The organism is Mesorhizobium sp. L-2-11 (assembly GCF_016756595.1).
Lineage (GTDB): Bacteria > Pseudomonadota > Alphaproteobacteria > Rhizobiales > Rhizobiaceae > Mesorhizobium.
In genome coordinates, this window is the sequence record NZ_AP023257.1 from 570590 (window position 1) to 584050 (window position 13461).

At 61.0% G+C, this 13461-nt stretch carries 14 protein-coding genes; 2 read left to right on the top strand and 12 right to left on the bottom strand.

The features are described 5' to 3' along the window. Positions 1-22 precede the first annotated feature (22 nt). The 7 genes from JG739_RS02685 to JG739_RS02715 form a co-directional block, all read right to left on the bottom strand. Positions 23-1042: a ParB N-terminal domain-containing protein gene (locus tag JG739_RS02685; RefSeq protein WP_202365132.1), complete on the bottom strand. Its 1020-nt coding sequence runs from the start codon at positions 1040-1042 to the stop codon at positions 23-25. After that, positions 1039-2520: a DEAD/DEAH box helicase gene (locus JG739_RS02690; RefSeq protein ID WP_202365133.1), complete on the bottom strand. Its 1482-nt coding sequence runs from the start codon at positions 2518-2520 to the stop codon at positions 1039-1041. Before JG739_RS02690 ends, JG739_RS02685 begins: the two co-directional genes overlap by 4 nt. Before the next feature lie 25 nt (positions 2521-2545). After that, on the bottom strand, positions 2546-2953 hold the full coding sequence (locus tag JG739_RS02695) for a hypothetical protein (RefSeq protein ID WP_202365134.1): 408 nt from the start codon (positions 2951-2953) through the stop codon (positions 2546-2548). A 200-nt stretch (positions 2954-3153) separates the two neighbouring features. Further along, complete coding sequence (gene tnpC / locus JG739_RS02700) at positions 3154-4794, bottom strand: IS66 family transposase (protein ID WP_183445373.1); 1641 nt, start codon at positions 4792-4794, stop codon at positions 3154-3156. A 76-nt stretch (positions 4795-4870) separates the two neighbouring features. Next, positions 4871-5215 carry an IS66 family insertion sequence element accessory protein TnpB gene (gene tnpB, locus JG739_RS02705; protein ID WP_183445374.1) on the bottom strand — a complete coding sequence of 115 codons (345 nt, stop codon included), beginning with the start codon at positions 5213-5215 and terminating at the stop codon, positions 4871-4873. After that, positions 5212-5598 carry a transposase gene (locus tag JG739_RS02710; RefSeq protein ID WP_183445375.1) on the bottom strand — a complete coding sequence of 129 codons (387 nt, stop codon included), beginning with the start codon at positions 5596-5598 and terminating at the stop codon, positions 5212-5214. The genes tnpB and JG739_RS02710 overlap by 4 nt, the downstream gene beginning before the upstream one ends. Positions 5599-5649: 51 nt before the next feature. Next, the gene (locus tag JG739_RS02715) at positions 5650-6513 is read right to left on the bottom strand and encodes a hypothetical protein (protein WP_244749671.1); all 864 of its coding nucleotides are present in this window, start codon (positions 6511-6513) and stop codon (positions 5650-5652) included. 452 nt (positions 6514-6965) lie between these two features. Here JG739_RS02715 and JG739_RS02720 point away from each other — a divergent pair, with 452 nt between their 5' ends. After that, the gene (locus tag JG739_RS02720; RefSeq protein WP_202365135.1) at positions 6966-7199 is read left to right on the top strand and encodes a hypothetical protein; all 234 of its coding nucleotides are present in this window, start codon (positions 6966-6968) and stop codon (positions 7197-7199) included. A 77-nt stretch (positions 7200-7276) separates the two neighbouring features. On the opposite strand, the gene JG739_RS02725 is transcribed toward JG739_RS02720, so the two are convergent. Both JG739_RS02725 and JG739_RS02730 read right to left on the bottom strand, forming a co-directional pair. Beyond that, positions 7277-7564, bottom strand: a complete 288-nt coding sequence (locus JG739_RS02725) for a hypothetical protein (protein WP_202367729.1) — start codon at positions 7562-7564, stop codon at positions 7277-7279. A 176-nt stretch (positions 7565-7740) separates the two neighbouring features. Beyond that, entirely contained in the window at positions 7741-8244 is a 504-nt protein-coding gene (locus tag JG739_RS02730) for a MarR family winged helix-turn-helix transcriptional regulator (protein WP_202365136.1), read from the bottom strand. 131 nt (positions 8245-8375) lie between these two features. On the opposite strand from JG739_RS02730, the gene JG739_RS02735 reads away from it, so the two are divergent. Then, positions 8376-8864, top strand: coding sequence for a methyltransferase family protein (locus JG739_RS02735; protein WP_202365137.1), 489 nt, complete (start codon positions 8376-8378; stop codon positions 8862-8864). 26 nt (positions 8865-8890) lie between these two features. Here the strand turns inward: JG739_RS02735 and JG739_RS02740 are convergent, their stop codons facing one another. The 3 genes from JG739_RS02740 to JG739_RS02750 form a co-directional block, all read right to left on the bottom strand. Continuing rightward, complete coding sequence (locus JG739_RS02740) at positions 8891-10675, bottom strand: ABC transporter ATP-binding protein (RefSeq protein ID WP_202365138.1); 1785 nt, start codon at positions 10673-10675, stop codon at positions 8891-8893. A 223-nt stretch (positions 10676-10898) separates the two neighbouring features. Beyond that, entirely contained in the window at positions 10899-11843 is a 945-nt protein-coding gene (locus JG739_RS02745) for an acetamidase/formamidase family protein (RefSeq protein WP_202365139.1), read from the bottom strand. Next, positions 11833-13428 (bottom strand): ABC transporter substrate-binding protein, encoded by a 1596-nt coding sequence (locus JG739_RS02750; RefSeq protein ID WP_446720557.1) that lies wholly within the window; start codon positions 13426-13428, stop codon positions 11833-11835. Before JG739_RS02750 ends, JG739_RS02745 begins: the two co-directional genes overlap by 11 nt. Positions 13429-13461 lie beyond the last annotated feature (33 nt).

Sequence of the window (13461 nt, forward strand, 5' to 3'; positions counted from 1 at the left end):
TCACAATCTTCTGCAGTCGCTGTCAGTTCTTGGGTTTGAGTTTGGAGCGGATGACGTCAACCCGACCTGCCAGCTTGTCGAACTCGAACACAATTTTCTTGCGCGTTTCGCCCTGCGCGCGACCGAGCGCCGCCTCCACGTCGGGCTTTGCGAGCCACTGTCTGAACTTCGCGAGCTTCTTATAGGGAGTGCTGTCGGCGCCGGCTTCGACTGCCTGCTCGTGTGCGTCGTCGAAATCATACGATCCGCTGCCAAATTTCTGGAGCGCTTTAGGCGCGCCGCAGATGACCGGCAGACGATCACGCACATCAACGGCACGCGCAATCTCACCAGATTTGATTTTCTCAACGACGAGAGCATCAAAGCCGCTCACCTTCAGCCTTGCCTTCCGGATCGTCGAAGATTTTAGATATTCATCGTAATAGCTCCACCGCGCCGTATCCACTTCGCCATGGTCGAGCATGAATTGATAGGTCGCGATGAAGTGCTCGACCTTGCGCCTCGAAAGACCTATCTCAAGCGCCAATTCGGCCGGATCGACGTCGTGCGCCTTATGTCTCCGGTACAGGAAGCCTGCCTGCTCAAACGGCGCCCAATCCTTCTTGCCCTTGATGTGGTACTGGCCAAGCAGCGCGAAGATCAGACCTTCCTCAAGGTCACCTGGAAGCAGACGACATTTCATCCGACCCCATTTGACTGGATCGATGCGCGCAAGTGCACGATAGGCCGCAAGCCGGCTGTTGCCCTCAAGGACTTCGAGTTTGCCGGCGCGGACCACCACGGGGTCAGTTAGCCCGCCGTCGCGCTTGATGTCTTGGATCAAAGCCTTGACGTGATCCATTTCCAAAAGCTTTCGCTCGATGTCGGCTTGGCTGGGCTCGCCACCATCCATTCGCAGGATCGAGTAAACGCGCGGATTGTCAGCGAAGAACCGCAGCTGCGATTGCTCGATTACGGTGGTGGTGGCGGGCACCTCCACGCCACGGATCAGAAGTGTCTCCACGTTGTCTGAAGCGGCGTTGGTTGCTTTCGTGGCTGTCATTGCCCTCCATCCCCATCGAGGCGCAGCACATCACGAACCATCTCGCCAAAGCGGTAGTCAGCACGTGCGTCATATTCAGTCCGGTTTATATCACCTTGACCCAGTTGAGCGGCAAGATGCTTGGCAGTTAGCAGCGCGTCCACCCAAACGTCGACGGTGTTCGTCGCAATGAGATTGCGGACGTGGCATACGCGTTCCTGGGAGATGCGATGGATGCGATCCTGTGCCTGAAGGTAATCGTCGAGGCTGAAGGTCCGATCGTAGAAGATGGCATGATTGGCGACTGTCAGCGTCAGCCCCTCTTTTGCGGCGCCCGGCGTCGCCACCAGCACCCGACATTCAGGGTCAGTCTTAAAGGCGGTCAGCGCCGCTTCGCGTTTCGCCATCGACAGGCCGCCGTGAACCACGGCCACACCCAAATTTTCAAAGTGAAAGGCGAGCATATCCGCGTTGTCTGTGAACGACGTCCACACGATCGCCTTCTCACCAGAATCTACGATCTCATGAAGAAGCGACTCCAGAGCCGGCAACTTTCCAGGCATAGCCCGATAGGCTTGATCAACCATTGCCGGATTCGATGCGACTTGCACGAGACGGAGAAGCCGCTTCAGAAGCCCTTCAGCGTCATCGAGTATGGCTTGGCCGCCTCGGACGACTACGGCCGCCAGTTCGTCGCGGAACTGGGCATAGATCTCGGCTTGGCGTGGCTCAAGCGCGACTTCGATGTTGCTTATCGTCTTGTCGGGCAATTTGAGTCCCGAAGACTTCTTCGTCTCACGAACCGAAAAGGTTCGGATACGCTCGAATAGTTCTTCCAACGCATCAGCGAAGTGGGATGCCCGCTCCTCGTCCCGGCCAAGGTCGTTCGCCAGATCGAGCTGTCTGCGGAAGCTCGGGAAGTCATCACCGAGCGACTTGCCGCCATCGAGAAAGTGGACTTGCGACCACAAATCAAAGGGCCGGTTGGCGACTGGGGTGCCCGTCATGATAACTCGCCGAACGAAGCCATCGGCGAGCCCGAGGAGCGCCTGCGCGATTTCAGCTTCGGGATTCTTGATCTTGTGCGCCTCGTCGAGAACTACAGCAACCCGACGGGTCTTCAGAAACAGGTCAAGTCGACTTCGTTCGGACACTACCGCTTCGTAGTGGGTCAGATAAAGCCGTGCAGGGCTATTGAAGGCGTAGAAATTGGCGATTCGGTCTTGCCCGATGATGCGCGGTGTTAGGTGGCTGTGGGAGGCAATCTCGCCACGCCAGTTTTCAATCAACCCCTTCTTTGTGACAATCATGGCCGAGTCGGCGACATCTCTCGCCAACCACGAGAGTGCTAAATCTAGTCCGATCTTGGTCTTGCCCAGCCCTTGCTCATGGAACACGGCAGCGTATGTGAGATCTTTGATGGCCTCGAGAGCCTCGAGTTGATGCGGGAACGCATCCCGCTTCGCGCTCAAGTTGGCAGCCCGCTGAACTTTCAGCATGGAAATTCACTGCAAGCTGCCATCATCATCCCAGCCCATCCAGAACAACCAGCCGCGTTGGTGCTCCGCCGAGCCGTTGGGTGGTCTCCGTTACGATCCGCCGAGCCGTTGCACCCGCAGTCAACGGAACACTCAGAATAAAAACTCCGCCTGCCGTGACCTTCAAATATTCAAGAAACGCAGTGATCTGTTCCTGTGAGTGGATTGCTTCCAGGTCACGCTTCGTTTTGGCCTCACCGATCAGAGTCACTGTGGTTGGCACGTCTGTCGCATACACGTCGGGCACAAACCCGCCAACAGCCGGCGGCCGCTCGTCGCGGACAGGCGCATTCGAGTCATCGCGAATTGCAATATCGGTCAATGCGCGGAAATCACTATCAATAAAGTCCAGGATCGCGCGTACCAGACGCGCGTGCGTCACCGATTCCGGCATCGTCAACTCACCAAACCGAGCGACTTGTTCAGGCGGGCAAGTTCGCCCTGCGCTTCGATCAGTGCTTGCGCTGTATCGCAACCTGGGTCGGCACTCAGCCGCTGACTTTCCGACCAGGTCAGTGCAGCAATGCGCGTAATCAATGCCCGTGCGATCTGGCCGATCTCAGCTTCCTGAAGCGTCTTATTGAGAGTAAGCGGTCAGCCGATAACGTCAGGCCTAAAGTTCCAAGGCATGAGCATTTCGATTTCGGATGCCGGCCAGCCTTGAGCGATGCGGGTCAAGGTCTGCGAGAGCCAGTCGAGCGGATCGACGCTGTTCATTTTGCAGGTTTGCAGCAAGGTGGCTACCGTCGCCCAGGTTCGTCCACCGCCGTGGCTGCCGGCGAATAGACTATTCTTTCGCGTGATCGTCTGGGGCCTGATTGCACGCTCGACGATATTGGAGTCGATTTCGATGCGACCGTCCATCAGAAAGCGTTCCAGCGCCTCCCGCCGGGTGAGCGCGTAGCGGATCGCCTCGGCGGTCTTGGATTTTCCGGAGACCTTGCCCAGTTCCGCTTCCCATAGATCGAAGAGGCTCGCGACAATGGCCACGGACTTTTCCTGACGTAGCGCGGCGCGGCTTCCGGCATCCTTGCCGCGGACCTCGTCCTCGACCTTCCACAATTCGGTCATGGCGATGATCGAATCCGTCGCGGCCTGCGAGACCCCGCTGATGTGCAGGTCGTAGAATTTGCGCCGCAGGTGAGCCCAGCACCCGGCGAGCCGGATTGTTTCATTGCTGCCGGCTTTGGCCCGTGCCTTGACCAGGTTGGTATAGGCCGAGTAGCCATCCACTTGCAGGATACCGCTGAATCCGGCGAGGTGGCGCGCCACGCAATCCGCACCTCTGCTGTCTTCAAAACGATAGGCAACCATTGGCGGACTGGTTCCGCCATAGGGTCGGTCATCCCGTGCGTAGGCCCACAACCAGGCTTTCGTGGTTTTCCCGGAACCAGGGGCAAGGGTGGGCAAGGTCGTCTCGTCGGCGAAGACCCTTTCGCCCTCCTTGATGCGCTCCAGTATGTAATCAGCAAGCATCTGCAGCTCGAAGCCCAGATGCCCCATCCACTGCGCCATCAACGACCGGCTGATCTCGACGCCGTCGCGCAGATAGATCGCCTCCTGCCGATAAAGCGGGAGGCCGTCGGCGTATTTGGAGACGGCGATATAGGCGAGCAGCCGCTCCGTCGGCAGCCCGCTTTCGATGATGTGCGCCGGCGCCAGAGCCTGGACCACGCCGTCACGGCCCCGGAAGGCGTATTTGGGACGGCGCGTGACGATGACCTGGAACTTCGGCGGCACGACGTCCAGCCGCTCGGATCGATCCTCGCCGATCAGAACCTTTTCAAGCCCCTCGCAGTCGGCCGGGATTTCCGGCTCGACGACCTCCTCGATGCGTTCGAGGTGGGCAGCAAAGCCCTTGCGCGGACGCGGGGCGCGCTTCGGCTTGTTCCCGACCGCGCGGTCGAGTTCGCTCCGGATTTCCGAAAGGCCGGTCTCGACCTCTTCGAAGGCAAAGGAGGCCTGCTCGTCGTCGATGGCCAGGCGTAGCCGCTCGGAACGCGTGCCATGTTGCGTGCGCTGTAAAACTTTCAGGATTGACGTGAGATTGGCGATCCGCTCGCTGGCGCTTTTCTCGACAGCTTTCAGCCGGGCGACCTCCGCCTCAGATGCTGCGATCCGAGCGTCGGCGACTGCGATCCGGGCCTCGCTTGCAGCCTGCTCGCGAGCCATGGAAAGGATCATCGCCTTCAGCGCATCAACGTCGTCGGGAAGGGCAAGACCCGGTAGAACCATGGCAAGCAACAGAGCACAAAAACAGCCGCTTTCCCAACCGTTCCAGCCGCATGATTCATCTTGCCGCAGGCCGGTTTCAGCCCGTCGATAACGGCCGCCTGACCCTGGCCGGACGAATCTTTTTCCAGTCCAGTCCGGCCAGAAGCGCCATCAACTGGGCGTGGTCGAGACGCATGCGCGCGGCCGATATCCCCGGCCAGCAGAAGCTGTGATCTTCCAGAGTCTTCGAATAAAGACAAACCCCGCTGCCGTCCCACCACACGATGCGAACCCGGTCCGCACGCTTCGAACGGAATACGTGAAGTGCCCCCGAGAATGGGTCCAGGCCGCCATCCCTGACCAGCGCCATCAAAGATGCCGCGCCCTTGCGGAAGTCGACCGGCTGGCACGACACGTAAACCACCACACCGGAAGCGATCATGCCTTACGAACCGCGCGGATGATCCTCGCCAGGCGATCGGGATCGACATCGCCGCCGGCGCGCACCACTGCGTCGCCAATGACGATTTCCACCGTGTCGCTGCCCACCGCTTCAAAGCGCGTGAACTTCGCCGGCTTGCTCGCTCCCTCCGTCAGTGGCGCAACCATGCCCGACGAAAGCGCCTTGCGGCGCCACGCATAGAGCTGCGAGGGGTCCAGCCCCTCGGAACGCGCAACCGCCGAGACATTGCCCCCTGGCGAGAACGCTTCGGCGACAAGCCGTGCCTTCTCTTCGTCCGACCGATGGCGCGGCTTGCGTCGGGACGGCACAGGCTCCGCCGTCAAAATCTCGAATGTTCGATGATGGCTCATACTGTCGCTCATAGGATTCTCCGCATGATTCATGCTGAAAATGAGCGATCAACCGCCTGCACGCTACGTGGGGACGCCTACGCGCTTACTATTGAGATCGGGTTTCTCCAGCAGCGCCTCAGCTTTGCGGGCACCCTGCTTTAGAAACACGTCGCGGGCCTTTTCGTGACGCAGGATTCTTGGCAGCACCCGAACCTTCTGCAACGGGTACAGCTTTCCATCGTGAATCCAGCGAGCGAAATCGCTCAGCGTAAAGCCGGCTGCGGTGACCGCTTGCTTGATTCCCGGCTTCTGCAACTCGATGAAGCCGCTAAAGCGTGTTGTATCGAACGACCCATCGTCGCCGACGACTGGTCGGTAGTGCTCCTCCATGTCGGCATAAGCATTGATGTGTTCGACGACCTCGGTTTGTCGACCGCCACAGTAGTCAACGATCGTAGCGAATGGCAGATGCTCCTGGGTGCGAAGTTCGTACAGGTACTTTGCTTTCGAATATGGATCCCAGGGTCGAGTGCCGACCAAATGAATTTGCAGTCGGATCGCGTGCACGGAAGCATCATCGATCTCGTTGTGAACCAGAGCCGGAATGTCAGTCCAGGTCCCTTTCACGCCAGTCTTGAGAAAATGCTTATATAGCGCGACCCGGGTATTGCCCTCGACACATATGAGCGAGCCATCCGCTCGCCGGTTTAGGATGATCGGCTGTATGATGCCGCCGTTGGTGATAATCGACTGCTTCAGCTTTTCAAAGGTCGTACTAGTCGAGCTGCCAACATCGTCGTCATTGCCTGCGCCCAGCGCCAAGAAGATTTGCTCCGGCGTTGGTTGATCACCGTACATCTCGAGGAACTTGCGAATTCTAGGGTTGGACCTGTCGAGCTCGATATCCTCGACAGCAATTAATGAATGGATTCCTGAACTAACCACGACAGCCCCCTGCGAATCGCCTACCCATTTCACTATTAGCTGCGAGCAGGCGAACCTCAACAGCCATCATCAAGGGTTCTAGGGCAAATGGCGAGTCTACTATTTCAGAGCGCCTGACTGCCAAGGAGCATCGAGACGTCGCAACGCCCGTTACTCGCCTTCACAGTTTCGCGGACGTACGCCTTCACTCCGGGGTTCTTCGTTCGTTCCGTTTCTGTTATGAACGGCTCGGTCATGAGCGAGGCACCCGTGCGCAAGATCATCCACACCCGAGCCCGCAGAGGTTCGAATCATGTGCGCCAACCCCGCGATCCGGCACTCCTCCCATTTCAGCCATATCTCGTAAAGTCGGATCCAGTTCCGCCCGTCACAGTCACCTTCACCTCAGCTCTGCCGGGAACCCATCCGCCTCAAATGACTTGTTTGGGGATAGATCTCGAAGGGAGAGACCGTTGCCCGCACCGGAGGAAATGGATGTCGTCCTCGAAAAGCTGCCCTTGAGGATCGGCGCCTACATACCGGACGACTTGCTGGAAGACTGGTTCGCGCCCGGAACGGGCATGAACCCGGTCAGCAAGGAGGCGCTGGCAGCCGCCAAGGCTTACGGTTGGCGCTTCGAATGCGAGTTCAAGCATTATCCCGAACGGATGGAGGGCGTGTTCTGGAAATGGGTGCCGGCGATCTGATCCGCACGATTGCCATCGGCCCATTGGCGCTTCGGTGATCGAGGTTTTCGCGAAGCGTGATCGCTGTCCTGACCGCCTCAGCCTATCGGCGTCTTTCCGGTTCCGCCGCATTCGGGGCAGGTGCGGCCGTCGATCATGCCTGTCCCGGCGCAGCGGTGGCAGATAATCACGCCGGCGCCGGGAATGCCTGCCGCGTCGGGATTGGCTTCGCCAAATTGCTCGGGTTTGCCTTGCAGCTGCCTTTTCACCCGGGCGGCGGCCTCGTCGACTTCAAGCGGCGTGCTGCTATCATCAGGTTCGCCGGAATGGCCTATGATTTCGTTACGCGGCCAGTCGTTCGTGCCTGTGGTTATCTTCTGAGCCATTGCAGTACTCTTTTGCGGTGGCGCAGCTCAACTCCAGCGGTTCGAACGCCTCAGCTCCGCAGAGGTTCCGGTTGGCAATCGTTCGCCGGCGGGGCGGTCGGAAGTGGCAAAACGGCCGGCGAGCTCATCGCTCAAGCATCGGGGATTGCTTCAATGGCGCCCTCGCAGCCTTTGCGTCAGCCCAGCCGCTCCGAGCGCACTTTCACATCGTCGCTCAGCTGCCGTACGATCCCGGCGGTCTTGCGGATGTCGGCTTCGTCGAGAGCGACGCCCATGGTCGAGGCGATCGCCAAGAGCCGGGCGTTCAACTCACTGTGGCGCGCGGCGCCTTTGCGCGTCAGCTGCACAAGCTTCGAGCGCCGGTGCTTTGGATTGTCGATGAATTCGACCAGCCCCTCGGCCGCAAGCTCATCCGCCAGCCGCTGCATCCGCTGACGGCTGGTGGGCCGCATCTGGGCGATCTGCGGCACGGTGAGCGGACCAAGCAGCGCCAGGCTGCGCATGAAGCCGAACGCACCGCCGCCCCAACTGGTGATGAGCCCGGTCTTCTGGCCGAGAGCCCGTATCCGGAAGAAGCACTGGGCCACTTCGAGCATCAGCTCGGTGATCGCCTCGGCCTTGCCGTCAGCGATGGGGTCCGTCCCCGTCGTTCGGTCAGTTCGGTGTCGTGCCGACGCCATCGCCTTCTTTCCCCTTTTTCGTGCCAATTTCTGCGATTGACACCACGGTTGTCAACTTCTAGAATGACACCCTTGTTGTCATCTTTAGGCGGCATGGGGCTTCGGGCCCCTAGGCATCTGCGGGAGCAGACATGGCAATGGACCAGGCTGGGCAAACCGACAGCGGAACGGCAGGTGTCGTCGCGAGACCGCCGCTGCTCTTTCTCGCTGCTTTCCTGATCGGCTTCGTGCTGGATCGCCTGCTGCATTTGCCGTTCCCCGGTCCGGGGCTGGTTAGCTGGATCATCGGCGGCTCGCTGATGCTGATCGGTTTTGCGCTTTTCGCGGCGGGCATTCGCAACTTCATGCGCGCGGAGACGCCGGTGCCGACGAATGAGCCGACGCGCGTGCTGGTGACGACCGGCATCCACGGCTGGACGCGCAATCCGATCTACCTCGGCATGTTCCTCATCTATGGCGGCATCGGCGTGGCCGCGCAGAATATCTGGATCCTTGTCCTCACGCTGCCGCTTGCAATCCTGATCCGCTACGGCGTCGTCGCCCGCGAGGAGGCCTACCTCGAGCGGCGTTTCGGCGATAGGTATCGCGACTACAGGCAACGGGTGCGGCGGTGGCTCTGAGCGTCGCAAGAATGCCGACAGCGGCGTCAGGAAACAGCAACGAGATGACCATTGCCCACATCCCTAAGGGCCAGTTTCGGCGGCTCTTCGCCGATTTTTCGAGTCGGGCTCGGGATCTCCTGATCGAGACGTGCGAAACGCGGCCGGCGCTTTGCCGGATCGGGCACCGGCACGGCCTCGATCAACCGCTTCGTGTAGGGATGGCGCGGGTTCGAAAAGACCTGGTCGCGAGTGCCCATCTCGACGATCTGGCCGAGGTACATGACGGCGACACGGTCGGAAATGTTCTCGACCACCGCCATGTCGTGCGAGATGAACAGATAGGCGATGCCGAATTCGCGCTGCAGTTCCTTCAACAGGTCGAGCACGCGGGCCTGCACCGACACGTCGAGTGCCGAAACGCTTTCGTCGGCGATGATGAGCTTGGGCCTGAGCGCCAGAGCGCGGGCGATGCAGATGCGCTGGCGCTGGCCGCCCGAGAATTCGTGCGGATAAAGCTCCATCTGATCGGCCGAGAGGCCGACGCGTTCGAACAGCGCCGCCACTCGCTGGCTGCGCTCTTCCTTGGAGGCGATGCCATGGATCAACAGCGGCTCGGCAACGAGGTCGCCGACGCGCATGCGCGGGTCGAGCGAGGCATAGGGATCCTGGAAAATCATCTGCACGTCGCGGCGAACCGCCTTGCGCTCGACGCGGGCAAGACCCGCCAGATTGCATCCGCCGATCACGACATCGCCGCGGTAGGGGACAAGCCCGGCCAACGCCTTGGCGGTGGTCGACTTGCCGCAGCCGGATTCGCCGACCAGCGCCAGCGTCTCGCGCGGCGCGATCGAAAAGCTGACGCCTTCGACGGCGTGGACACGGCGGTTCACCCTGCCGAAGAAGCCGCCGCGCAGGTCGAAGCGGACATGCAGACCGTTGACGACAGCGACACTCCCGCGCATTTCCGCTTCGGCGAATTTTTGTTCGGCGGATTTTTGGCGGCCGACGCCGGTTCCGATGCGCGGCACGGCGGCGAGCAGTTCGCGTGTGTAGTCGGCTTGCGGGCGAGCAAAAATGTCGGCGGCTGTTCCCTCCTCGACCATGCGGCCGTGCCGCAGGATGACGACACGATCGGCCATTTCGGCGACCACGCCCATGTCGTGGGTGATGAGGATGATGCTGGTGCCATGCTCGCGCTGCAGATCGCGCAGCAATTCCAGCACCTCGCCCTGCACGGTGACGTCGAGCGCCGTCGTCGGCTCGTCGGCGATCAGCACATCCGGTTTCAGCGCCAGCGCCATGGCGATCATCACGCGCTGGCGCATGCCGCCGGACAGTTCGTGCGGAAACTGTTTTAGCCGGCTTTCGGCTTCCGAGATGCGGACGGCCTTCAGCGCCTCGATGGCGCGCCGGCGCGCATCGGTGCGGGAGAGACTGGTATGCGCCTCGATGGATTCGACCAGTTGCCGGCCGATCGACAGCACCGGATTGAGCGAGGTCATCGGCTCCTGGAAGATCATCGCGATGCGGTCGCCGCGAATGCGGCGCATCCGACGCTCATCGAGCCCAGCCAGATCGATGTCTCCCCGATCGATATCGCGAAGCCGGATCGTGCCTGACGATATGCGGGCGGCAGGCTGCGGCAAGAGCTGCATGATCGCCAGTGCCGTCATCGATTTGCCGGAACCGGATTCACCGGCAATGCAAAGCGTCTCGCCGCGCGCAAGCGTCAGCGACAAATTGGAGACAACGTCCCGCTCACCATCCTCGCCACGCACACTGACGGAGAGGTTGGCAATGTCGAGGATAGGTTTTGTTTCGCTGGTCATTGCAGGCGCAGCCCTGCGAGGGATTTATTCCGTCGCGCCCCCCTCTGTCCTGCCGGACATCTCCCCCTCAAGGGGGGAGATTGGCCGTTACCAAGGTCGGCTCTCCCCATTGCAAAGCTGATTGCAAAGCTGGGGGTTGGCGAAATCCTGCGCGCAGTCCGATCTCCCCCCTTGAGGGGGAGATGTCCGGCAGGACAGAGGGGGGTGCGGCGTCGACCCGACGTCATTCGAAGACGCAGAGCGGGAAGTAGAACGACACCACCCAGTTCGGCATGTCGACGATCTCGCTGATCCGGAGATCGCCGCAGACCGAAACCAGCATGTAGGCGTCCACCGGGTCCATTCCGTAGCGGCCGGCAAGCAGGTCGATCATCTGCGAGACCGCTTCCCTGGCGCCGGTCATCAGGTCCGGTCCGATGCCGGTCGTCACCTCATAGCCCTTGGCGTCGAGATGGCGCGTCACCGGACCCGGCGTGGTGAAGCGCGGCATCTTCAGCCTGATATCCTTGACCAGGTCGAGCTTGAGCACGACATCCATCGGGCTTTCGATTGCCGTGCCGCACACTTCGCCGTCGCCCTGCGCGGCATGCGTGTCGCCGACCGAAAACAGCGCACCCGCCACCTCCACCGGCAGATAGAGCGTGGTGCCGGCCGCGAGATCGCGGATGTCGAGATTGCCGCCGACGCGCCTTGGCGGCACCACCGAGTGGAGGCCCATTTCGGCTGGCGCGTTGCCGATGGTGCCGGCAAACGGTTTCAGCGGCACGCGAGCTTGTCTGCCAAACAGCGCCGGCTCGAGCGAGGCGGCGTCGTATTTCCAGATGTTCAGCGCTGGTTCCGGGAAGTCGTCGGCGAGCAGGCCGAACCCCGGAATGTTCGCCGTCCAACCGAAGCCCGACGGCTTGAACGCCTCAACTGTGATCTTCAGCGCGTCGCCCGGCTCAGCCCCGTCGACATAGATGGGCCCGGTGACGGGGTTCACCTTGGCGAAGTCGAGCAAAGCGACGTCGTCCACAGTGCTGTCCAGCGTCAACTGGCCTCCGGACGAGTCTAGGCACTGGAACTTGATCGTCGAACCGGGCGCCACCCGCTCAGTCGGGACAAAGGAATTGTCCCAGCCGAAATGATGATGGCGCCCGTGGATGGTGTAGTCGCAGTTATTGCACATCGGTCACATACACATAGTCGTAGTTGATCGGGATATGGACGGGGTCGACATAGAGATTGTCGGCGCCGCCCATCCGGGGGGATTTCATGGTGAAGCGCTGCTCGTTGAAGACCGGCACCCAGGGCGCGTCTTCCATGATCTTGCGGTAGATCGCGCTCCACATCTTGGCACGTTCGCCTGATTTGGCCGGATCGACGATCGAGTCGGCCTCCGCCGCCTTGGCGTCGAGATCCTTGTTGCAGTACCACGACCAGTTCCAGCCGCCAGGAACCGCGCCGGCGCAGCCGAGGATCGGTCCGTAGAAGTTTGACGGATCGGGGAAATCGGCGATCCAGGCCATGCCGCCGGACCAGATCATCGGCGCGCCGGCCTTGTCGCCGCCGGCGGCGATGACGTTGGCCTGCGCGAGCGACTGGATGCCGGCCTTGATGCCGACCGCCGCCAAATCCTGCTGGATCGCCTGGGCGATGCGCGGGTTGGGATCGGTGTTCATGGCGAACAGCTGCGTTTCGAAACCATCGGGATGACCGGCCTCGGCAAGCAAAGCCTTGGCCTTGGCCACGTCATAGGGATAGCCCTTGAATTCCTTGTCGTAACCGGGCATCGACGGCGGCAGCGGCTGGTTGGCCGGCACCGCACGGTTGTTGATCAACTGAACGATACGGTCCTTGTTGATCGCCATGTTGACCGCTTGCCGCACCTTCACATTGTCGAAGGGAGCCATGGTGGTGTTCATGGTGATGTAGCCGGTGTGCAACTGGCCGCCCTCGACGACACGGGCCTTCTGTTCGGGATCGGACATCACCTCCTGGAACTTGGCCGGCGGAATGCCGTCGCCGGGAATGTCGATCTCGCCTTTCTGCAGCCGTAGCAGGGCGACGATCGGCTCCTGGCCGATCTCGAAGCTGATCCTGTCGAGATACGGCAGGCCCTTATGCCAGTAATCCGGGTTGCGTTCAAAGACGACGCGCTGACCGAGCGTCCATTCGGCGAACTTGAAAGCCCCGGTGCCGACCGGATGCTTGCCGAAGTCCGCGCCGTATTTCTCGACCTCCTCCTTCGGCACGACATGCGAGAAGTTGATGGCCATGACATGCAGGAAGGTGGCGTCGGGCCGGGTCAGTTCGAACTTGATCGTGTAGGGATCGACGACGGTGACGCCCGACAAACTTTCCGTCTTGCCGGCAGCGACATCGTCATGGCCCTTGATGGAGCCGAAGAAGCCGGCGCCCGGGCTCTGTGTCTTCGGATTGGTGACGCGGTCGAGCGAATATTTTACATCATCGGCGGTCATCTCACGGCCATTGTGGAACTTCACCCCTTGGCGCAGCTTGAAGGTGAAGGTCTTGCCGTCGGGCGCGATCTCGTAGCGCTCGGCAAGGTCGGGCCGCAGATTGGTGGTGCCCGGCTCGTAATCCATCAGCCCGTCGAACAGGCTCTTGATCATAGACCAGTTCTGCCAGTCATAGCCGATGGCCGGATCGAGCGTGGCGACGTCGTCCTTGTAGGTGATGGTGATCGCGCCGCCCTGCTTGGCGTTCGGATCGACGGCGTCTTCGGCGCGTACGCTTGTCATGCCGAGCATCAGCGCGAGCGCCGATACCGCTACGGTGGAGGT